The sequence below is a fragment of the Kribbella sp. NBC_00359 genome, assembly GCF_036097425.1.
In the GTDB taxonomy this organism is placed as follows: Bacteria; Actinomycetota; Actinomycetes; order Propionibacteriales; family Kribbellaceae; genus Kribbella.
The window spans coordinates 4453425-4471948 of sequence record NZ_CP107975.1; the positions used below are offsets into that span (position 1 = coordinate 4453425).

The 18524-nt window shown below is 69.2% G+C and carries 22 protein-coding genes; 6 read left to right on the forward strand and 16 right to left on the reverse strand.

What is annotated here, in order from left to right; translation table 11 throughout:
• Positions 1–29: 29 nt before the first annotated feature.
• Positions 30–1700: a fumarate hydratase gene (locus OG876_RS21875; protein ID WP_328526760.1), complete on the reverse strand. Its 1671-nt coding sequence runs from the start codon at positions 1698–1700 to the stop codon at positions 30–32.
• 33 nt (positions 1701–1733) lie between these two features.
• Positions 1734–2078 (reverse strand): hypothetical protein, encoded by a 345-nt coding sequence (locus OG876_RS21880; protein WP_328526761.1) that lies wholly within the window; start codon positions 2076–2078, stop codon positions 1734–1736.
• A 97-nt stretch (positions 2079–2175) separates the two neighbouring features.
• On the opposite strand from OG876_RS21880, the gene OG876_RS21885 reads away from it, so the two are divergent.
• Complete coding sequence (locus OG876_RS21885; protein WP_328526762.1) at positions 2176–2871, forward strand: DUF1707 SHOCT-like domain-containing protein; 696 nt, start codon at positions 2176–2178, stop codon at positions 2869–2871.
• A gap of 123 nt (positions 2872–2994) precedes the next feature.
• Here the strand turns inward: OG876_RS21885 and OG876_RS21890 are convergent, their stop codons facing one another.
• The 4 genes from OG876_RS21890 to OG876_RS21905 all read right to left on the reverse strand — a co-directional run bounded on the left by OG876_RS21890 (position 2995) and on the right by OG876_RS21905 (position 6276).
• Positions 2995–3486 carry a hypothetical protein gene (locus OG876_RS21890; protein ID WP_328526763.1) on the reverse strand — a complete coding sequence of 164 codons (492 nt, stop codon included), beginning with the start codon at positions 3484–3486 and terminating at the stop codon, positions 2995–2997.
• Positions 3486–3860, reverse strand: coding sequence for a hypothetical protein (locus OG876_RS21895; protein WP_328526764.1), 375 nt, complete (start codon positions 3858–3860; stop codon positions 3486–3488). Before OG876_RS21895 ends, OG876_RS21890 begins: the two co-directional genes overlap by 1 nt.
• Positions 3861–4159: 299 nt before the next feature.
• Positions 4160–4948: an ABC transporter ATP-binding protein gene (locus OG876_RS21900; protein ID WP_328526765.1), complete on the reverse strand. Its 789-nt coding sequence runs from the start codon at positions 4946–4948 to the stop codon at positions 4160–4162.
• The gene (locus tag OG876_RS21905) at positions 4936–6276 is read right to left on the reverse strand and encodes a 2-isopropylmalate synthase (RefSeq protein WP_328526766.1); all 1341 of its coding nucleotides are present in this window, start codon (positions 6274–6276) and stop codon (positions 4936–4938) included. The genes OG876_RS21900 and OG876_RS21905 overlap by 13 nt, the downstream gene beginning before the upstream one ends.
• A gap of 196 nt (positions 6277–6472) precedes the next feature.
• On the opposite strand from OG876_RS21905, the gene OG876_RS21910 reads away from it, so the two are divergent.
• Positions 6473–7141, forward strand: coding sequence for a FadR/GntR family transcriptional regulator (locus tag OG876_RS21910; RefSeq protein WP_328526767.1), 669 nt, complete (start codon positions 6473–6475; stop codon positions 7139–7141).
• On the opposite strand, the gene OG876_RS21915 is transcribed toward OG876_RS21910, so the two are convergent.
• The 3 genes from OG876_RS21915 to glpX all read right to left on the reverse strand — a co-directional run bounded on the left by OG876_RS21915 (position 7138) and on the right by glpX (position 9711).
• Positions 7138–7608, reverse strand: a complete 471-nt coding sequence (locus OG876_RS21915) for a hypothetical protein (RefSeq protein ID WP_328526768.1) — start codon at positions 7606–7608, stop codon at positions 7138–7140. The two genes, OG876_RS21910 and OG876_RS21915, sit on opposite strands and share 4 nt — an antisense overlap.
• A gap of 2 nt (positions 7609–7610) precedes the next feature.
• A complete protein-coding gene (locus OG876_RS21920; protein WP_328526769.1) occupies positions 7611–8558 on the reverse strand; it encodes a carbohydrate kinase family protein in 948 nt (315 codons plus the stop codon).
• Between the two features lie 118 nt (positions 8559–8676).
• Complete coding sequence (glpX, locus tag OG876_RS21925) at positions 8677–9711, reverse strand: class II fructose-bisphosphatase (protein WP_328526770.1); 1035 nt, start codon at positions 9709–9711, stop codon at positions 8677–8679.
• A gap of 69 nt (positions 9712–9780) precedes the next feature.
• On the opposite strand from glpX, the gene OG876_RS21930 reads away from it, so the two are divergent.
• Positions 9781–10533, forward strand: coding sequence for a DUF4245 domain-containing protein (locus tag OG876_RS21930; protein ID WP_328526771.1), 753 nt, complete (start codon positions 9781–9783; stop codon positions 10531–10533).
• Positions 10534–10721: 188 nt separating this feature from the next.
• Positions 10722–11399: a nucleotidyltransferase family protein gene (locus tag OG876_RS21935; protein ID WP_328526772.1), complete on the forward strand. Its 678-nt coding sequence runs from the start codon at positions 10722–10724 to the stop codon at positions 11397–11399.
• Positions 11400–11539: 140 nt separating this feature from the next.
• Here the strand turns inward: OG876_RS21935 and OG876_RS21940 are convergent, their stop codons facing one another.
• Together OG876_RS21940 and OG876_RS21945 are read right to left on the reverse strand one after the other, a co-directional pair.
• Positions 11540–11860 carry a DMT family transporter gene (locus OG876_RS21940; RefSeq protein WP_328526773.1) on the reverse strand — a complete coding sequence of 107 codons (321 nt, stop codon included), beginning with the start codon at positions 11858–11860 and terminating at the stop codon, positions 11540–11542.
• A complete protein-coding gene (locus OG876_RS21945) occupies positions 11860–12462 on the reverse strand; it encodes a flavodoxin family protein (protein ID WP_328526774.1) in 603 nt (200 codons plus the stop codon). The genes OG876_RS21940 and OG876_RS21945 overlap by 1 nt, the downstream gene beginning before the upstream one ends.
• Positions 12463–12502: 40 nt before the next feature.
• Here OG876_RS21945 and OG876_RS21950 point away from each other — a divergent pair, with 40 nt between their 5' ends.
• Positions 12503–13129, forward strand: coding sequence for a TetR/AcrR family transcriptional regulator (locus tag OG876_RS21950; RefSeq protein ID WP_328526775.1), 627 nt, complete (start codon positions 12503–12505; stop codon positions 13127–13129).
• Here the strand turns inward: OG876_RS21950 and OG876_RS21955 are convergent.
• Positions 13126–13341 (reverse strand): exodeoxyribonuclease VII small subunit, encoded by a 216-nt coding sequence (locus OG876_RS21955; protein WP_328526776.1) that lies wholly within the window; start codon positions 13339–13341, stop codon positions 13126–13128. The two genes, OG876_RS21950 and OG876_RS21955, sit on opposite strands and share 4 nt — an antisense overlap.
• Positions 13338–14558, reverse strand: a complete 1221-nt coding sequence (gene xseA, locus OG876_RS21960) for an exodeoxyribonuclease VII large subunit (protein ID WP_328526777.1) — start codon at positions 14556–14558, stop codon at positions 13338–13340. Before xseA ends, OG876_RS21955 begins: the two co-directional genes overlap by 4 nt.
• A 374-nt stretch (positions 14559–14932) precedes the next feature.
• Here xseA and OG876_RS21965 point away from each other — a divergent pair, with 374 nt between their 5' ends.
• Positions 14933–15973 carry a 4-hydroxy-3-methylbut-2-enyl diphosphate reductase gene (locus OG876_RS21965; RefSeq protein ID WP_328526942.1) on the forward strand — a complete coding sequence of 347 codons (1041 nt, stop codon included), beginning with the start codon at positions 14933–14935 and terminating at the stop codon, positions 15971–15973.
• Here OG876_RS21965 and OG876_RS21970 read toward each other — a convergent pair.
• From OG876_RS21970 to OG876_RS21980, 3 genes are all read right to left on the reverse strand, one after another.
• The gene (locus OG876_RS21970) at positions 15966–16763 is read right to left on the reverse strand and encodes a hypothetical protein (RefSeq protein ID WP_328526778.1); all 798 of its coding nucleotides are present in this window, start codon (positions 16761–16763) and stop codon (positions 15966–15968) included. The two genes, OG876_RS21965 and OG876_RS21970, sit on opposite strands and share 8 nt — an antisense overlap.
• Positions 16764–16766: 3 nt before the next feature.
• Entirely contained in the window at positions 16767–17285 is a 519-nt protein-coding gene (locus OG876_RS21975) for a SigE family RNA polymerase sigma factor (RefSeq protein ID WP_328526779.1), read from the reverse strand.
• Positions 17286–17387: 102 nt separating this feature from the next.
• Complete coding sequence (locus OG876_RS21980; RefSeq protein WP_328526780.1) at positions 17388–18500, reverse strand: aromatic ring-hydroxylating oxygenase subunit alpha; 1113 nt, start codon at positions 18498–18500, stop codon at positions 17388–17390.
• Positions 18501–18524: the final 24 nt, after the last annotated feature.

Sequence of the window (18524 nt, forward strand, 5' to 3'; positions counted from 1 at the left end):
TCCTGCGAACGACCGGAGCCGTCAAGAAGTCAGCTGCGCGGGCGGACTGTGAGTGGGACCGGCTTGGCGGTGTCGGTGAAGAAGTCGTTGCCCTTGTCATCTACGACAATGAAAGCGGGGAAGTCCTCGACCTGGATCTTCCAGACAGCTTCCATACCGAGCTCCGCGTACTCGATCACGTCGACGGACTTGATGCAGTCCTGCGCCAGCCGCGCCGCCGGTCCACCGATCGAGCCCAGGTAGAACCCACCGTGCTCCTTGCACGCGGCCGTTACCTTCGCCGACCGGTTGCCCTTGGCAAGCATCACGAACGATCCACCGGCCGCCTGGAACTGATCGACGTACGCGTCCATCCGCCCCGCCGTCGTCGGCCCGAACGACCCCGATGCGTACCCCTCGGGCGTCTTGGCCGGACCGGCGTAGTACACGGCGTGATCGCGCAGGTAGTCAGGCATCTGCTCGCCCGCGTCCAGCCGCTCCTTGATCTTGGCGTGCGCGATGTCGCGCGCCACCACCAGCGGCCCGCTCAGCGACAGCCGCGTCTTCACCGGCAGCTTGGACAGCTCCGCCCGGATCTCGCTCATCGGCCGGTTCAGATCAACATGGACGACGTTGGCGTCGTCGGCGAGGTGCTCGTCGGTCGTGTCCGGCAGGAAGCGGGCCGGGTCGCGCTCGAGCTGCTCCAGGAACACACCCTCCGGCGCGATCTTCGCCAGCGCCTGCCGGTCCGCGGAGCACGACACCGCGATCGCGACCGGGCAGGACGCGCCGTGCCGCGGCAGCCGGATCACCCGGACGTCGTGGCAGAAGTACTTCCCGCCGAACTGCGCGCCGATCCCGAACTGCTGCGTGAGCTTGAAGACTTCCTCCTCCAGCTCCACGTCCCGGAACCCGTGCCCCACCGGCGATCCCGCCGTCGGCAGCGAGTCGAGGTAGTGCGCGGAGGCGTACTTCGCGGTCTTCAGCGCGAACTCCGCCGACGTGCCGCCGACCACGACCGCGAGGTGGTACGGCGGGCAGGCCGCCGTACCCAGGGAGCGGATCTTCTCGTCCAGGAACTTCATCATCCCGGCCGGGTTGAGCACCGCCTTGGTCTCCTGGAACAGGAACGACTTGTTCGCCGAGCCGCCGCCCTTGGCCATGAACAGGAACTTGTACGCCGGGTCGTCCTTGGCCGGGGTCGAGTACAGCTCGATCTGGGCCGGCAGGTTGGAGCCGGTGTTCTTCTCGTCCCACATGTTCAGCGGGGCCATTTGCGAGTAGCGCAGGTTCAGCTTGGTGTAGGCGTCGTACACGCCGCGGCTGATCCACTCCTCGTCGACCGCGCCGGTGAGCACGCCCTCGGACTTCTTGCCCATCACGATCGCGGTGCCGGTGTCCTGGCACATCGGCAGGACGCCGCCGGCTGAGATGTTCGCGTTCTTCAGCAGGTCGAGCGCGACGAACCGGTCGTTCCCGGACGCCTCCGGGTCGTCGATGATCCGCCGCAACTGCGCGAGGTGCGCGGTCCGCAGGTAGTGCGAGATGTCGTGCATCGCCTCCGCGGTCAGCGCCTGCAGCACCTGCGGCTCGACCTGCAGGAACGTCCGGCCGCCGGCGGTGAACGTGCTGACACCCTCGGTCGTCAGCAACCGGTACTCCGTCTCGTCCGCCCCGAGCGGCAACAGATCCGAGTAATCGAAGTCAGCGGACACCGACATACCTCCAAAACAAGTGGCCTGAGCCCTCCCAGCCTAGTTCGAGCCCCGGCTGCTCGTGCTCGCACCCCGGCCTGTCAGCGTCCGCCACGCCCCTCGCAGTTCGAGTCCGAGCGCGAGCCGGTGGTAGGCGCGCGCGTCCCCGGTCATGTTCTTCGTCAGCCTGTTCGCCCGCTCGGGCACCCGGCGTCGGAGAACGATGGACAGCGCGACGATCGTGAGCCCACCGGCGACGAACAGGATCGGCGCGACGCCGCCCATCGGCTCGTCCGCGGTCCGCTGCCGGATCAGGATCCACACGACACCGGCGTACGTCACCGGGAACGCGATCAGATACACCGCGGCCAGCGCCCGCCCCAGCACTCCATCAGGCCAAGTCATGGCGGACAGTATGGACCCCCGGATCAGGGGTGTGCTCAGGGGTGAATCGGGGAAGAAACTGGCGGCGGTGGGGCTGGGGCGCGCGTATGGTTTTGGCGTGGCCCAGGATGACGTTCCCCAGGAGAATCGACCGCAGGACGCCGTGCCCGCGCAGGCGCCGACCGGTGACGAGCTGGCGTTGCGCCGGCGGGTGTCGGATCACGAGCGGGAGGAGGTCGCCGACGTACTGCGCGATGCCGCGGGCGAAGGGCGGTTGTCGTACGCCGAGCTCGAGGAGCGCCTGGAGACTCTGTACGCCTCCAAGACGTACGGCGAACTCGTCGAGCTCACCGCCGACCTGCCGAACGGCCCGCGCGCACCGGGAGTCCCGGCCGTCAGCCCGCAGTACAGCGGAGCGATGGTCGAGTCGGGCCCGGTGATCAACGCGTTCATGTCGGAGACCAAGCGCCTCGGCGGCTGGCTCGTGCCGCAGCGTCAGGAGGTGAACGCGGTCCTCGGCGATGTCACGCTGGACTACACCGAGGCCCAGATCCCGTTCGACGAGGTCCACGTCGACGTGAAGTCGATCCTGGCCGACGTGAAGATCCGCGTCCCCCAGAACGCGATCGTGATGCTCGACAGCAACCCGATCCTCGGCTCCGTCTCCGAACAGGAAGCCGGCCTCGGCGCCGTCCCCGACCCCAACACCCCCGCCGCTCACCCCAAGACCTTCCACATCCGCGGCACCGCCATCCTCGGCGAAATCAAAATCAAACGAGGCCCCCGCCTCTCCAAACGCCTCGGCCTCACCTGACCTCCCGGCTGCTGGAGGCGCGTTCTGGCTTGATCGGGATGCGACCCTCGCGCTGCTGGAACGGATCGCCCAGGCTTTCCACGCCCGACTCGTGGTCCGCTTCAACGAGAGCACTCCGGTTGCTTAATCCGCTGCGGTGCGCCGTGCGGCGAGTTGCTGGGCGAGCCAGGTGGCGAAGGTGGGAAGGTCTCGTACGTTGTCCTGGGTCAGGACGACTTGGCGGGACCAGCGGTTCGCGGGGGTGATGGGGAGGATGCGGAAGATGCCCGGGCCGTGGGCTGGGCCGATGGTGCCGATCTCGCCCCACGGCAGGAGCGTCTTCAGGTAGCGGATGCCTTCGTGGTCGACCGTCAGGGTGGGGCGCCGAGTGATCAACTGCCAGACGCTGACGCCGACGAAGGTGAGAACGAGTACGACGGATAGCAGGCCGGACCCGAGTCGTACGCCGCCAGTGTCGAGCCAGTCGTCGAAGGACAGCGCGGGGTCCAGGGCGAACACCGCGGCGAAGCAACCACGCTGGATCAGCAGCCGCTTCCGCCGTACCGGAAAGACCACCCGCCCCGCCCGCCGGAGCTCGTCCGACCAGGTCTCGGGCGGGGCTTCTCCCATCGCCATCAGGCGTTCCCCGTGACCGCGGACCGGCGGTGCTCCTCGAGCAGGACTTCGAGCCACCGACGGAAGGCCGGGAGGTCCCGGACGTTCGCCTGGCCGAGGAAGAGGTCCTTCGCCCACACGTCCTTCGGGATGATCGGCAACTTCCTGGCCCAGACCGGCCCGGTCGCGATCCCGATGGCACCCACCTCCGTCCACGGCCTGAACTTCCTTCGGAAGCGGATGCCGTCGTGGTCGACCGTCAGCATCGGGCGCTGGGTGACCACCTGCCAGACACCGAGAGCCATGGCGAAGACGAACAGCCCTACGGCGGCAAAGGCGCTGATGCGCTCCGCTTGGGACGCCTCCAGCGCGTCCGGCAACCAAAGTGCCAGCACGACCGTGGAGACCACCAATGGGTACGCGCATGTCCAGATCACGGGCCGCCGCCGAAGCGGGAACACTACGCGCCCCGTCCGCCGCAGCTCCTCCGCCCACACCTCAGGCGGCGCTTCGCCCATCACCGTCATGTGTCCCCCAGCCTTCAGGTCCCCGCCCCCGGAGCAGGGTCACTGTAATGCACGGAAAGCCCGGTAGGACGTCGTCGGAGCGCTGGTCGGTGCCCTGAGCTCGGCTGTCGAGTCGGCGCGGTCAGATGGTGTGTTCGGGTTCACCGTCGCAGGGGCGTTCGGCGTGGTCAGCGCGGTCGGCCAGCTCGTCGGGCGGTGGCGGTCCAGCGGCCGGCGGCTTGCCGGATCTGGATCGGATGGTTGAAGGTGTCGGACACCAGCCCTGTGGTGAGGACGTCGTACGCCGGGCCGGCGGTGAGGACTCGGCCGTTGCGGAGGAGGGCGGCGTGAGTGGTGCTGGTGGGGAGGTCCTCGAGGTGGTGGGTGACCAGGACCCAGGCCAGGTGGGGATGCGACGCCTGGATCTGGTCGAGGGTTTCGAGGAGCTGCTCGCGGGCCGCGACGTCGAGGCCGGTCGACGGCTCGTCGAGGAGCAGGAGACGAGGGTCGGAGATCAGCGCGCGGGCGATCAACGCCCGGCCGCGTTCGCCCTGGGACAGCGTGGTCCAGGGCGCGGCGGACAGGGCGCTGATGCCCAGCAGTTCGATCAGCTCCAGAGCCCGCGCTCGCTGAGCCGTCGTCGGCTGCCAGCGAGGCATGAGTTCGATCGTCCCCGTCAGCCCGGTGAGCACGATGTCCACGATGCCGAGCGGCGACCGCAGCGGGTGCCGTGGATTGACGTGACCGATCGACTCGCGGAGCTCCCGGATGTCGACGGTGCCGAGGCGGCGGCCGAGGATCTCGACCGTGCCGCGGGTCGGGTGGGTGATCGCGCCGCACAGGTTGAGCAGCGTGCTCTTCCCCGCGCCGTTCGGCCCGAGCAGCGCCCATCGCTCACCCTCGCCGACGGTCAGCGACACCCCGCCGAGCAGCAGCTTGCCGTCCCGGACGAAGTCGACGTCCTTCAGTTCGAGCACCCGAAAACCTCCTCGTGCAACGCCTTCAACTCCTCCGCACTCGCTTCCCGCCCGGTCCGGTCCGTATGCCGCTGCACGTGCTGCGCGAAGGCCCTTTCCTGCGACGCCGACAGCCGAACGCCGTACGCAGTCTCCAGCACGTGCGCGATCCCGCCCTTCCCCGACTGGCTGTTCACGCGTACGACGGCCTCGTACCCCCGACCCACGTCCATCGGATCGATTGGGAGGTACGGCACCTCCCAAGGCCCCGGCCCCTGGACGGCGAACCCCTTCCGGATCGCGTCCTGATGCGTCCCCGAGAACGCCGTGTACACGAGCTCCCCGACGTACGGATGCCGTGGATGGATCGGCATCCGCGTGCAGTACTCGACCACCTCCCGGATCCCGTCGATGTCGGACAAGTCGATCATCGGGTCGACACCCTGCGCGTGCAGGTTCAGCGCGAGCGTCGCGATGTCGACGTTCCCGGTCCGCTCGCCGTTGCCGAAGATGCACCCCTCGACCCGCTGAGCACCGGCGAGTACGGCGAGCTCCGCGCAGGCGATGCCCGTGCCGCGATCGTTGTGCGGGTGCACCGACAGGATCACGCCGTCCCGCCGCGGCAGGTTCTTGTGCATGTACTCGATCTGGTCGGCGTACACGTTCGGCGTCGCGGCCTCGATCGTGGCCGGCAGGTTGAGGATCACCGGCCGCTCCGGCGTCGCATCCCACTGCTTGGTCAGCTGATCGCTCAACTCCAGCACGTAGTCCGGCTCGGTCAGGTTGAACACCTCGGGCGAGAACTGGAACCTGATATTCGGCTGCCCGTCGGTGCGTCGCAGGATCTCCTCGGACCCCGCGTAGATCATCGACGCCAGTTCGTCGCGGGTACGACGCAGTACGACGTCCCGCCACACCGGCGCGGTGGCGGCGTACATGTGGATCACCACCTGACCGCGCATCCCGGCCACGGACTCGACGGTCCGCGCGATCAGGTCGGGCCGGGCCGGTGTGAACACGACGGTCGTGACGTCGTCCGGTACCAGGTCCGACGTCGCCAGCATCCGGACGAAGTCGAAGTCCGTCTGCGAGGCGGACGGGTAGCCGACCTCGATCTCTTTGTAGCCGATGGCAACCATCAGCTCGAAGAAGCGGCGCTTGCGCTCGGGATCCATCGGGTCGGCGAGAGCCTGGTTGCCGTCGCGGAGGTCGACCGGCACCCAGAGCGGTGCGGTGCTGATCCGGCGGTCCGGCCACTCGCGGTCGACCGGGGCGACCGGTACCTTGCGGAAGATGTCGCGGTAGCGGTGGCTGGGCATGGGGGAGTGCTGCTGGCGGTTCCAGTCCATGAGCTGTCCTTCGGTTTGCTGGCGTGAGACCGGCGGACGACGGCACTCCACGGAGGGAGCGCCGATCGAATCAGCTCCCGCCGTGGCGGCCGAGGAGGAGAAGGCCGAGCAAGAGGTTCGAGGACATGCCGACCACGCTAACCCGAAACCAACTCCTCAGACAAGCTGAGAACTCCGGGCGACTAGACTGACCGCCATGATTCGCCGTCACCCACTCGCCGAGCAGGCCGCCGAGGAGCTGCTCCGCCGCATTGGCAGTGGCGAGTGGGCGCTCGGCCAGAAGCTCCCTGGCGAGACGACGCTGGCCGCGCAGCTGGGCGTGGGCCGGTCCACGATCCGCGAGGCGGTCAGGGAGCTGGCCGGTCGCCGTGTGCTCGAGAGCCGTCAGGGCGCCGGTGTGTTCGTGATCGCGCACCAGGCCGCGGAGGACTGGGACAAAGTCCTCCGCCGCGCCGACATCACCGATGTCCTGGAAGGCCGGCTTGCGATCGAGACCGAGGCGGCCCGGCTCGCCGCTGCCCGCCGTACGCCGGCCGACCTGAAGAACTTCCGCTACACGCTGGCGGACCGGAAACGCGCATCCGAGAAGTCACCGGACGACTGGTACGTCGAGGCCGACCTGGCCTTCCATCGTGCGGTCGTCACGGCCGCGCACAACGCCGTACTGACGGAACTGTTCGACACGTTCGTGCCACGGATCCGGCGGGCGATGCTCGACATGCTGAAGCTCGACGACCAGCACCGGCATCGCCACGATCAGGCGGCTCACGAGGCGATCGCCGACGCGATCCGCGCCCGCGATACCGACCTCGCCGCGGCCTGCGCCCGCGAACACCTGAGCGCGGTCCGGAGCAGCGTGTCCTAAGGCTGGTGCTGATCGAGCAGCGAGCGCAGCCAGGGCGTCAGCGTGTCCAGATCCTCGACGTTGTCCTGCGGAATGCTGATCGGCCGCGTCCGCCGATCGACCGGCCGGATCAGCACGCTCCGGAACCCAGGCAGTCCGGCCGGGTCGTCGATGCTGGTGATCCCGGACCACCGCAGGCTCCGCCCGCGAGTGATGCCGTCGGCATCGACCCGGACGACCGGACGGTTGGTGATCAGCTGCCACAGCGTCAGCCCGGTGCCGTAGACGAACGCGGCCAGCGCCGTGATCCGCAGTACGCCGAGCATCCCCGACACGTCATCCGCGCGGAGATGGTCGAGGTTCGACCACGCGGACAGCGCCATCAGCAGAGCGAACCCGGCCAGCCGGATCGCTAGTCGCACCCGGCGCGGCCGGAACACCACGCTGCCTTTGGACTCCAGTTCCGACGTCCAAGTCTCGGCGGACACTTTCAGGAACCCCACTTCGCCTTGTGCTCGGCGGCGGTCGGCGGGTCGGCGCCGGGCCGGGTGCAGGTGATCGCGGCCGCCTTCACCGCGTAGTCCACGACATCCTGCAGGTCTTCAGGGGTCAGCCCGGTCAGCCGGGTCGCACCGAGTAGGCCGCGCGCGTTCAGCCCGGCCAGCAGCGCAGCCATGAACGAGTCGCCCGCGCCCACCGTGTCGACGACCTCGATCGCCGGCGCCGGCACCTCCACCCGTACGTCGCGGCTGATCCCGAGCGCACCGTCCCCACCGCGCGTGATCACCACACACTGGGTCCGCTCGACCGCCAGAAGCTCGGCCGCGATCTCGTCCGGCGCAACGCCGGGACGCAGGAACTCGCAGTCCTCATCACTCAGCTTGACCAGATCGGCCAGTCCGGCCAGCTGCTGTACGGCGGCCCACGTCGCGACTGGGTCGGGGGTGATCGACGGCCGGGCGTTCGGGTCGAGCGTCACCGTGACCGGTTGCGGCGCGACCGACTGCAGGAAGCTTCGGATCGCCGTCGCCCCCGGCTCGAGCATGGTTGCGATCGAACCGGTGTGGATCGCCGGGCACCCGCGCGTCAACGACAACGCCGGCGGATCCCAGGTGATGTCGAACTGGTACGACGCGACCCCGGCCGCATCCAGCGTCGCCGTCGCGGTGCTGGTCCGGAACCCGGGGTCCACCGCCCCAGGGGCGAGCTGGACGCCGTTCCCGAACAGGTGTGCTCCGAGCTGGTCGCCGTACGCGTCGGTCCCGAAGCGCGCCACCAGTTCGGTCGGTACGCCGAGCCGCGCGAGACCGACCGCGACATTCGCAGCGAACCCACCGGGGGTCGCCTTGCTCTTCCCGTTGCCGTTGCGGGTGGTACGCGGCGCGGGCGCAATGATGTCCACGAGAGCCTCGCCAATCACCAGAAGGGGCGCGGTCATGGGGCCTCCCGGCCTGGACTGAGGAGTGGAGGGAGCGCGGCGACTGGAGCGACGAGGGAAGGCCGGGAGCCAAGGCCCCATGACCACGCCGCGCCGGAGGCGCGGCAATTCAACACCGTCATCTGGCGTGCTCGAAGTCGATGGCGGAGTAGGCGCGCAGCTTCTCGAGCTGGTGCACGCTCTCGATGCTGCGGATCGTGCCACTGCGCGAGCGCATCACGAGCGAGTGGGTCCGTGCGGTGGAGCGCCCATAGCGGACACCGCGCAGCAGTTCGCCGTCGGTGATCCCGGTCGCGACGAAGAAGCAGTCGTCACCGCTGACCAGGTCGTCGGTGCTGAGCACCCGGTCGAGGTCGTGGCCGGCATCGACCGCCTTCTGCCGTTCCTCGTCGTCGCGCGGCCAGAGCCGGCCCTGGATCAGTCCACCCACGCACTTCATCGCGCAGGCGGCGATGATGCCCTCCGGCGTACCGCCGATGCCGAGCAGCATGTCCAGCCCGGTATCCGGCCGAGCCGCCTCGACGGCGCCGGCAACGTCGCCGTCACTGATGAACTTGATCCGCGCGCCGGTGGCCCGGATCTGCTGGGCCAGTTCCTCGTGCCGCGGCCGGTCCAGTACGACGACTGTGACGTCGTCGACGGACGAGCCTTTCGCCTTCGCGACCCGACGGATGTTCTCGGCGACCGGGAGCCGGATGTCGACCACATCCGCCGCCTCCGGGCCGACCACGAGCTTCTCCATGTAGAACACCGCGGAGGGGTCGTACATCGAGTTCCGCGCGGAGACCGCCATCACGGCGATGCCGTTGTTCATGCCCTTGGCGACCAGCGTCGTACCGTCGACCGGATCGACCGCGACATCGCACTCCGGGCCGTCGCCGGCGCCGACCTGCTCGCCGTTGTAGAGCATCGGGGCGTTGTCCTTCTCACCCTCGCCGATCACCACCACGCCGTTCATCCCGACCGTGCCGATCAGCGTGCGCATCGCGTTCACCGCCGCGCCGTCGGCGCCGTTCTTGTCGCCGCGACCGGCCCAGCGGCCCGCTGCCATCGCCGCGGCCTCGGTGACCCGGACCAGCTCGAGGGCCAGGTTGCGGTCAGGCGCATGCGCGTCGACCTCCAGATGGGCAGGTGGCGTGGTCGGGTCGCTCATGTCAACGGATCGTAGCCAACCGGTGTGGGCGCTGTTCGGGCGCATTGGGCGTCGCGAGACACTGGTGCCATGAGTACGACAGGTCAGGGCCCATCCGGCGACAGCGCACCCGCGCAAACCGACGACCCGCGGGCGGCGACGGATGCGCCGCGGGCCGTGGCGGAGGACCCGCGGGCCGGGACCCAGGACCCAACGGCCGCGGCGGAGGACCCGCGGGTCGCGGCGGAGGACCCGCGGGTCGCGGCGGAGGCGCGGGAGAAGGCGCGCGCCCGGGCCGAGGCGATCACTTACCGCGAGCAGAACCGGAAGGACCGGGCCAAGGCGCGCACCTTGACCAACATGGTCTGGGCGCTGCTGGCCTGTTTCGTCGTGGTCGCGTTCCTGATGATCGTCACCTGGCGGCCGAAAGAGGAGAAGGTCCGCGCGGTCGAGTACACCGCCCAGCTGCAGGACGCCCGGAAGGTCGCCCCCTGGGTCCGTGGCCCGGAGCCGATGCCGGCCGGCTGGGCGGCGACCAGCGTCGAATTCCGCGCCCCGGAGCGGCAGCCGATCACCTGGCACCTCGGCGTCGTCACCGACGCGAAGAAATACGTCGGCCTCGAGCAGTCCAATGTCACCGGCGGGGAATTCCCGGCCGACAAGCTCGGCCGCACCACCGACGACGGCACGTCGACGGTCGGCGGCGTGACCTGGCAGCGCAAGGTCCTGCTCGACCGCACGGAGGAGAACGCCTTGGTGCTGGTCGGTTCCGGCGTCACGACGATCGTGACCGGGAATGCGGGATATCCCGCGCTCGAAGCGTTTGCTTCGACGTTGCGCTGACATTCAACTGCGTACTGTCACCGCCGGAACGACCATATTTCCGGGCATTCTTGACCACTTACCGGACGCACGTTGACACAACTGTCTGCCGCGGGTTTCCATCAATGCTCGGCTTGTCCACGCTCGGGGAAACAGCGCGAAGGAGCCCTACGTGAGTGCGCCATCCCGGGCGGGGGGTTGATGCGGCCATGTTCGTCACGGGGTTGCTACTCGCCGCGGAGAGTTCACCGCACCTCGGCGTACCGCGGCAATTGCTTGCCTATCAGGGCGAAACCCTGCTCGGCGCGACTCTCGAGACGGCCCTGGAGTGCGGGTTCGACCAGTTGGTCGTGACGCTGGGTAGCGCGTCGGAGCAGATCCATGAGCGGGTCAACCTCGACGGCGTTCGCGTGGTCGAGTCACCGCATGCGGACACCGGCAGCTCGTCGATCGTGCCGGCGCTGGACGCGGTCGACCGCCGCACCGACGGCATCGTCGTACTGCTCGGCGACCAGCCTGGCGTGACGCCGGCCGCCGTGTGGTCGCTCGTCGCCGAGGTCGCCGGTCCCGCGACGCCGATCGGAGTCATCCGGTACGCCGACGGCCACGGGTATCCGTGCTGGTTCGGCCGGGAGCTGTTCGGCGAACTGCGGCAGCTGCGCCACGACGGCGACCTCTGGGCCCTGATCGAGGACGGCCACTACCCGATCACCCAGGTAGATGCCATCGGCAACGTTCCGCTGCGCGCCAGCACCTGGGACTCCTACCGCCGCCTGGTCTCCGGCTACAGCCCCGCGCCCGGCACCGTCACCCCCGGCGCCTTCGACGACACCCACCCCGTCCCCCTCCCCACCCGCTCCCGCCCCCGCCGCCGCACCCCCCACTAGCGCCCAGCCCCCAACCGCCCTCCCGGGAGCACCGCCGTCGCCCCACCTCCCGGCGGCATCGCCCTCCCGCACCATCACCCGGCAGTACCGCCCTCCCGCACCACCACCCGGCGGCGGACGCCGGCCCCTCACCAATCCGTCTACTCGGCTCCCACTAACCGCAGGCCGACGACGCCGCTGACGATCAGGGCGATACAGGCGAGGCGGGCAGGCGTCAGGGGTTCGTCGAAGAGGACGATGCCGAGGGTGACCACCCCGACCGAGCCGAGGCCGGTCCACACCGCGTACGCCGTGCCGACCGGGAGGCGGTCCAGGGTCCTGGCCAGCAGGACGACGGAGATGACACCGAACACGAGCACGCCGAGGGTCGGCCAGAGGCGGCTGAAACCCTCGCTCGGTTTCAGACTGAGTGCGAACGCGATCTCGAACGCCGCAGCAGCGAGAAGTACGAGCCACGCCATCAGGCCGCCAGCGCTCCCCGCAGATGCCGCTGCGTCACGACCGCGACCCGAGCGCCGAGCGCCGCCGCGGTCCGCAGGTCCGTCGCCGGCGGCGCCTTCTCGGCCGACAGATCGGCGTCGGACTGCGCCATCGCACCCAGCCAACTGCCGAGCCGGTTGAGGTCCTCGATGCTCGCGGTGCTCTCCGCCCAGCCGGGGTAGATGTCCAGCCCGACCCAGATCATCCCGTGCTGGGCGGCGAACACGGCGAGGTCGACCAGGCTGTTCAGTTTGTCACCGGACATCGCCTTCGAGTTGGTGAATCCGGCGGCGATCTTGTCCCGCCAGGCCAGGTCGGCGGCCCAGATCCGCACACTCTCCTCGGCGAACTTCTTGAACACCCAACTCGGGCTGCCCATGTACGTCGGTGTTCCGAAGATGATCGCGTCCGCGGCGGTCAGCCGCGCCCACACGTCGTCGGTCAGCGGCTCGTCGAGCGGGACGAGGTCGGTCACCGTGCCCGGCACTGACTCGGCACCGGCGGCGACCGCCTCGGCCTGCTTAGCGGTGTGGCCATACCCGGAGTGAAAAGCGATCGCGATCCGGGCGGGGGTGTTGCTCATGTGCTTCCTCCCACGTCGTTAGCGGACTACAGTCCGTCTTATGAACGACAGTACCGGACCGCAGTCCGCTTCACAACGGGGTCTGCCGCTCGTCGGCGAACCACGCCCGGAACGCGCGGATGCTCGGCGCAATCGGCTCCGGGTGCTGGAGGCGGCCGACCGCCTGTTCACCGAGCAGGGCGTGAAGAACGTGTCGCTCGATGCGATCGCCGCCGCGGCGGGCGTCGGCAAAGGCACGGTCTTCCGCCGCTTCGGCGACCGCGCCGGTCTCGCGGTCGCGCTGCTCGACGAGCGCGAGCAGGAACTGCAGGCCAGAATCCTGACCGGCCCACCGCCGCTGGGCCCGGGTGCGCCGCCGGTCGTCCGGGTGATGGCCTTCCTCGACGCCTACCTGGACCTACTCGATCGTCATGTCGAGCTGTTCATGGACAGCGAGAACGCATCGGACGGCGCCCGCTACCGCATCGGCTCGTACCACCTCTGGCACCGCCACCTGTCCCACCTGATCGAGGCCGCGCGCCCGGACCTGGACGCCGACTACACGGCCCATGTCTTCCTGGCGCCGCTGGCGGCGGACCTCCACAGTGCGCTCCGCACGCAGGGCTTCGACCTCGAGCGCACGAAGGCAGGTCTTCAGGCCATCGCCACGAACCTGCTGGGTCCTTAGCTGGGCTTCTCCTCGTGGGCGGCCTGGGCCTTGGCGAGCCGTTCGCGCGCGCCGTCGAGCCAGCGCTGGCAGGTGGACGCCAGCTCCTCGCCGCGCTCCCACAGTGCGAGGGATTCCTCGAGGGACGTGCCACCGGCCTCGAGTTTGCGGACCACCTCGACGAGCTCCTCGCGGGCCTGCTCGTACGAAATCTCCGGTCGGTCGCCGCTCACGTGTCCTCCTCGGACTTGACTTCGACCGCGAACCGGCCGTCACTGACCCGCGCCTGCAGCAGGTCGCCGGGCGCCACCTGCGCCACTTCCCGTACGGCGCTCCCGTCGGCCAACTGCAGCACGGAGTACCCGCGCTCCAGCGTCGCCTTCGGGGACAGCGCCCGTACGCTCGCCAACCGGTGGGTGATGTCGTCACTCGCGCGATCCAGGCGGTGCGTCAGCGTCCGCCGGCTCCGCTCGACCAGCGCCGCGATCTCATCGGACCGCCGTTGCAGATCCGTCACCGGCGCCGCCAGAGCGGGCCGGCTCCGGATAGCCGCCAGCGCATGGGTCTCACGCTCCAGCCATGAAGTGATCGCCCGCAGCCCGCGCTCCCGCAGCAGCCGTACGCCGTCCAGCTCCTCGCGCACATCCGGCACGATCCGCTTCGCCGCGTCCGTCGGCGTGGACGCCCGCAGGTCCGCGACCAGGTCGAGCAGCGGCGAGTCCGGCTCGTGCCCGATCGCGCTCACCACCGGGGTCTTCGTCTGCGACACGGCCCGGATCAGCCCCTCGTCGGAAAACGGCAGCAGATCCTCCAGCGACCCGCCGCCGCGCGCGATCACGATCACCTCGACGGTGTCGTCCGCGTCCAGCTTCCGTAGCGCTGTCATCACCTCGCCGGCCGCCGCCGGTCCTTGCACCGACGCGTACTCGATCCGGAACGCGACCGCCGGCCACCGCCGCTTCGCGTTCTCCAGGACGTCACGCTCCGCCGCCGAGTCACGCCCACAGATCAGCCCGATCGTGTGCGGCAGGAACGGCAGCTTCTGCTTCCGGTACGACGCGAACAGCCCTTCGGCCGCGAGAAGTTGCTTCAACCGCTCGATCCGGGCCAGCAGTTCACCGATGCCGACATGCCGGATCTCGCTGACCGCGAGCGCGAGCGTGCCGCGCCGGGCGAAGAAGTTCGGCTTCGCGTTCACGACCACGCGCGATCCGTCGGTCACCGGCGGATCGACCGCCTCGAAAACCCTCCGATTGCAGGTGAACCGCAACGAGATGTCCGCGTCCGTGTCGCGCAGGGTCCCGAACACCGTCGTCGTACCGCGCCCGATCGAGACGTCCGTCAGCTGCCCCTCGACCCACACGGCGCCGAGCTGGTTGATCCAGCTGGCGATCCCGTTCGCAATCGTGCGAACGGCCGCGGGTGCATCCGGCGACGTCTCCAAAGCCACCCCCAGACCCTACGACCCCGCACCGACAAACCCCGCGCGGCGCACCTAACGTTGAGTGATGCGCCCACTCCTCCTCCTCGACTTCGACGGCCCGCTGAACCCCCACCAGGCCAAGACCGTCCCGCCCGGCTAACAAGGCGCCAACCGCCTACTCTCACGCGAGTACCGGACTCACACCTGACGACTTCGCCGTGATCCGCGCCTGGGCGCGCGGAAAATCCTTTGCCGGCAAGGCGTTCGGGCCGCATCCTTGAACACAGGTAACACCTCCCACGGGGGAGCCGTCCGGACAGGGCGGACGGCTCCTCGACGCACCGTCCGTCGTGACGCTGCTCACAAAGGTGGGGATCGGGGCGGCACACGCGGCCCGTACCATGGGGAGCGTGACTGCCCAGCCTGACGACCCTGGTACGACGACCGCGGTGCGGACCAAGCGGGTGCTGCTCGCTGCGCCACGCGGGTACTGCGCCGGCGTGGACCGGGCGGTCGTGGCGGTGGAGAAGGCGCTCGATCTGTACGGGCCGCCGGTCTACGTGCGCAAGGAGATCGTGCACAACAAGCACGTCGTGCAGACCCTGCAGGCGCGCGGCGCGATCTTCGTCGACGAGACCGACGAGGTGCCCGAGGGCCAGACGGTGATCTTCTCCGCGCACGGCGTCGCCCCGGTGGTGCACCAGGAGGCGGCCGCGCGGCAGCTGAAGACGATCGACGCGACCTGCCCGCTGGTGACGAAGGTGCACCACGAGGCCAAGCGGTTCGCGGCCACCGACTACGACATCCTGCTGATCGGCCACGAGGGTCACGAAGAGGTCATCGGGACCAGCGGCGAGGCGCCGGAGCACATCCACCTCGTCGACGGGCCGCGCGACGTACCGAACGTGACCGTCCGCGACCCCGAGAAGGTGGTCTGGCTGTCCCAGACCACGTTGTCGGTCGACGAGACGATGGAGACCGTACGGCGGTTGCGCGAGCGGTTCCCGAAGTTGCAGGACCCGCCGAGTGACGACATCTGCTACGCGACGCAGAATCGCCAGGCCGCGGTCAAGAAGCTGGCCGCCGACGCCGACCTGATGATCGTCGTCGGCTCCCGCAACTCGTCGAACTCGGTGCGCCTGGTCGAGGTCGCCGTCGAGCACGGCGCCAAGGCCGGGTACCTGGTCGACTACGCCGACGAGATCGACGAGTCCTGGCTGACAGGCGTCAACTCCGTCGGCGTCACCAGCGGCGCGAGCGTGCCGGAGATCCTGGTCCGCGACGTGCTGCGCTGGCTGGCCGAGCGCGGGTACGCCGACGTCCAAGAGGTCACCACGGCCGAGGAGAGCTTGACGTTCGCCCTGCCTCGTGAGCTCCGCAGTGACCTCAAGTCCGCCGGCCTCCCCACGACCGGCACCTCCGACCACGCCTGGACTATTTGACCGTCACCTTGGTGGTCTTGGTCACCGGCACCCATCCCTTGGCGCCGCAGTACCGGATCGTGTACTTGAAGGTGTAGGTGCCGGCCTTCGCGTACGTGTAAGTGCCGGGGGCGTTGGGCACCGCGGAAGCGTTGAGCAGGCTGTACGTCTGCTGCCGGGTGATTCGATCCGTGCCGCTCAGGCAATCCACCGCCCCCGAGTCGGAGCCGCTCTGCTGGCCGTCGCCGAAGAAGTACTGCGTCCCACCCAACAGGTTGACGAAGTCGGAGTCCGACGTCGACAGCTGACGATGGCCGATGAGATCCGTCGGCACCAGCACGGTCCCGGACAGCGTCACCTTCATGGACACGTTGAGGCCCTGGACCGTCGGCTTGAGGCTGACATGCAGGCCGAGCGGCGGCGCGGCCGGTGTGTTCGTCGTCCTCGTCGACGTCGACGACGGCGGTGGGGTGTTGTTCTTCGGCGTGTGCACCGCACCGGTCGCACCTGAGGTCCCCGTGGTCTTCGCCGGCGTCGGGGTCGTGGTCGGGGTGGTCGTCGGCGGGCCGGTCACGATGGTGGTCGGTGCGCTGGGCGTGTGGCTCACCGGTGGGCTGCTGTCGATGTCGGTCATGTTGCCTGCGGCAACGGCGACGGCGACCACCGCGGCCGCGGCCAGCGTGAGCGCGCCGGCGGTCCGGCGACGCCGTACCGTCCGGACCTTCGCGAACACGGCCTCGCTCGGCACCGCGCTCGGCGGCGGCGGATCGGCGACGAGCCGCTCGAACTTGTCCTTGAGATCGTCGGTCATAGGTCAGCCCTCCTTCTGGGCCGGAGCGGAAACGGCATCGAGCAGGTGGTGTTCGCGGAGCTTGGCCAGGCCGCGGGAGACGGTGGACTTCACGGTGCCGACCGAGCAGCTCATGATCTGGGCGATCTCGGCTTCCGGCAGGTCCTCGAAGTACCGCAGCACCAGCGCCGCGCGGGTGCGGCGGGGGAGTTCGGCGAGTGCCCGTAGCAACAGGTCGCGGTCGTCGACGGCGCCGTACTGCTCCCGGGCGTGCGGCTCGGGCAGTTGTTCGGTCGGCGTCTCACCCCGCCACTTGCGCCGCCACCACTGGGTGCTGGTGTTCACCATCACCGTCCGGGTGTAGCTCTCCAGCGCGTTGCTGCTGCGCAGCGAGTTGCGGTGGAACCACACCTTGGTGAGCGAGGTCTGCACCAGATCCTCGGCCAGATGCCATTCCCCGGTCAGCAGATACCCGAACCGTTGCAGTGCGGTGAACCGCCCGTCCACGAACTCGGCGAACTCGTGGTCGCGTCCTGGATCCATCCCAACCCCCATCTCGTCCATCTCGGTCAGAAGTGTGATGACCGGGTGGGGACAAAAGGTTGAGTCGCAACCGGCCGCTGCGGAGGTTGTGACCTTTCCGACTCAGCTGAGTGGCTTGCCCAGGTATCCGCGGGCGATCATTGTCACCCACTGGTAGACGGCGTCCTCCGCGGGAACCAGCGGGCCCGGGCGGAAGTGCGGCGACTCCGCGCCGCGCTGGACCGACTCGCAGGCGGCCCAGTCCTCGCGATTCGTGACGTCCCAGAAGTCGACGGCGTACGACGGATCCGTCACCTCGGCGGGGAAGTACCACGAGCACTCGATCGCGGTCAGTCCCGGCGCGCGCGGCTCGAGGCGGTGCGTCATCACGTAGTCCGGGTGCAGCGAGATCAGCAGGTTGGGGAACAGCCCGAGGTAGTTCACCCGCCGCGGGTCCACGCCCGGCAACGGGATCCCGTGCGACCGCCCGTCGAGCGACATCGTCTCGGCATCCGGGCGGAGGTCCATCAGCCCACCGATCCACGCGCCGGGGAGGTTCCAGTTGTCGCCGGAGGTCGGCGGCGAGACCTTGCACAGCTCCGGGTGAATCAGCGGGCAGTGGTAGCACTCGTGGTAGTTCTCGGCGATCGTCTTCCAGTTCGACGCCACGTCGTACTCGTGCCGCGCCTTGAGGACGAGACTCTCCGGCGCGTACGGCGCAACCAGGTCCGTGATCCCACCGAGGTGCTCGGCGAACGACGCCGCCGTACCGGTCGCATTCACGAACAGCCAGCCGTGCCACGCCTCGGCGGGCAACTCGACCAAGTTGTACGGCGAGGGGTCGAAGTCCTCGCCCATCCGGGGTGCCGCCTTCACGGCGCCGTCGAGCTCGTACGACCAGCCGTGATACGGGCAGACCACGGCGCGCCGGTCGCTGGACTCGTCTCGCTGGAGCAGTTCGTGCCCGCGATGCCTGCAGGTGTTGGCGAACGCGCGCGGCCGATCCCCGAACGTCACCACCACCGCGATGTCGCCAACGGTCACCTGGCGATGCGTCGTACCGGCTGACAACTCGTCGACTCGGCCGACACACGTCCAGCTTCCGGCGAAGAAGTGCCGGCGCTCCCACGCGAGTACGGCGGGATCGGTGTACGCCTCGCGCGGCAGCATGACCGACTCGCCATGCGGCCGCAGCGAGGCCTCCAGGGCGCGAGCATCAACGGGAGCGTTCGCCATCTGCCAACTATCAGGCGTGTACGG

Excerpts from the sequence above, each read along its gene's own strand:
- OG876_RS21875 (WP_328526760.1), bottom strand. The coding sequence starts at position 1,700 with ATGTCGGTGTCCGCTGACTTCGATTACTCGGATCTGTTGCCGCTCGGG.
- OG876_RS21880 (WP_328526761.1), bottom strand. The coding sequence starts at position 2,078 with ATGACTTGGCCTGATGGAGTGCTGGGGCGGGCGCTGGCCGCGGTGTAT.
- OG876_RS21890 (WP_328526763.1), bottom strand. The coding sequence starts at position 3,486 with ATGGCGATGGGAGAAGCCCCGCCCGAGACCTGGTCGGACGAGCTCCGG.
- OG876_RS21905 (WP_328526766.1), bottom strand. The coding sequence starts at position 6,276 with ATGGACTGGAACCGCCAGCAGCACTCCCCCATGCCCAGCCACCGCTAC.
- OG876_RS21910 (WP_328526767.1), top strand. The coding sequence starts at position 6,473 with ATGATTCGCCGTCACCCACTCGCCGAGCAGGCCGCCGAGGAGCTGCTC.
- OG876_RS21920 (WP_328526769.1), bottom strand. The coding sequence starts at position 8,558 with ATGACCGCGCCCCTTCTGGTGATTGGCGAGGCTCTCGTGGACATCATT.
- glpX (WP_328526770.1), bottom strand. The coding sequence starts at position 9,711 with ATGAGCGACCCGACCACGCCACCTGCCCATCTGGAGGTCGACGCGCAT.
- OG876_RS21930 (WP_328526771.1), top strand. The coding sequence starts at position 9,781 with ATGAGTACGACAGGTCAGGGCCCATCCGGCGACAGCGCACCCGCGCAA.
- OG876_RS21935 (WP_328526772.1), top strand. The coding sequence starts at position 10,722 with ATGTTCGTCACGGGGTTGCTACTCGCCGCGGAGAGTTCACCGCACCTC.
- OG876_RS21940 (WP_328526773.1), bottom strand. The coding sequence starts at position 11,860 with ATGGCGTGGCTCGTACTTCTCGCTGCTGCGGCGTTCGAGATCGCGTTC.
- OG876_RS21945 (WP_328526774.1), bottom strand. The coding sequence starts at position 12,462 with ATGAGCAACACCCCCGCCCGGATCGCGATCGCTTTTCACTCCGGGTAT.
- OG876_RS21950 (WP_328526775.1), top strand. The coding sequence starts at position 12,503 with ATGAACGACAGTACCGGACCGCAGTCCGCTTCACAACGGGGTCTGCCG.
- OG876_RS21965 (WP_328526942.1), top strand. The coding sequence starts at position 14,933 with ATGGGGAGCGTGACTGCCCAGCCTGACGACCCTGGTACGACGACCGCG.
- OG876_RS21970 (WP_328526778.1), bottom strand. The coding sequence starts at position 16,763 with ATGACCGACGATCTCAAGGACAAGTTCGAGCGGCTCGTCGCCGATCCG.
- OG876_RS21975 (WP_328526779.1), bottom strand. The coding sequence starts at position 17,285 with ATGGATCCAGGACGCGACCACGAGTTCGCCGAGTTCGTGGACGGGCGG.
- OG876_RS21980 (WP_328526780.1), bottom strand. The coding sequence starts at position 18,500 with ATGGCGAACGCTCCCGTTGATGCTCGCGCCCTGGAGGCCTCGCTGCGG.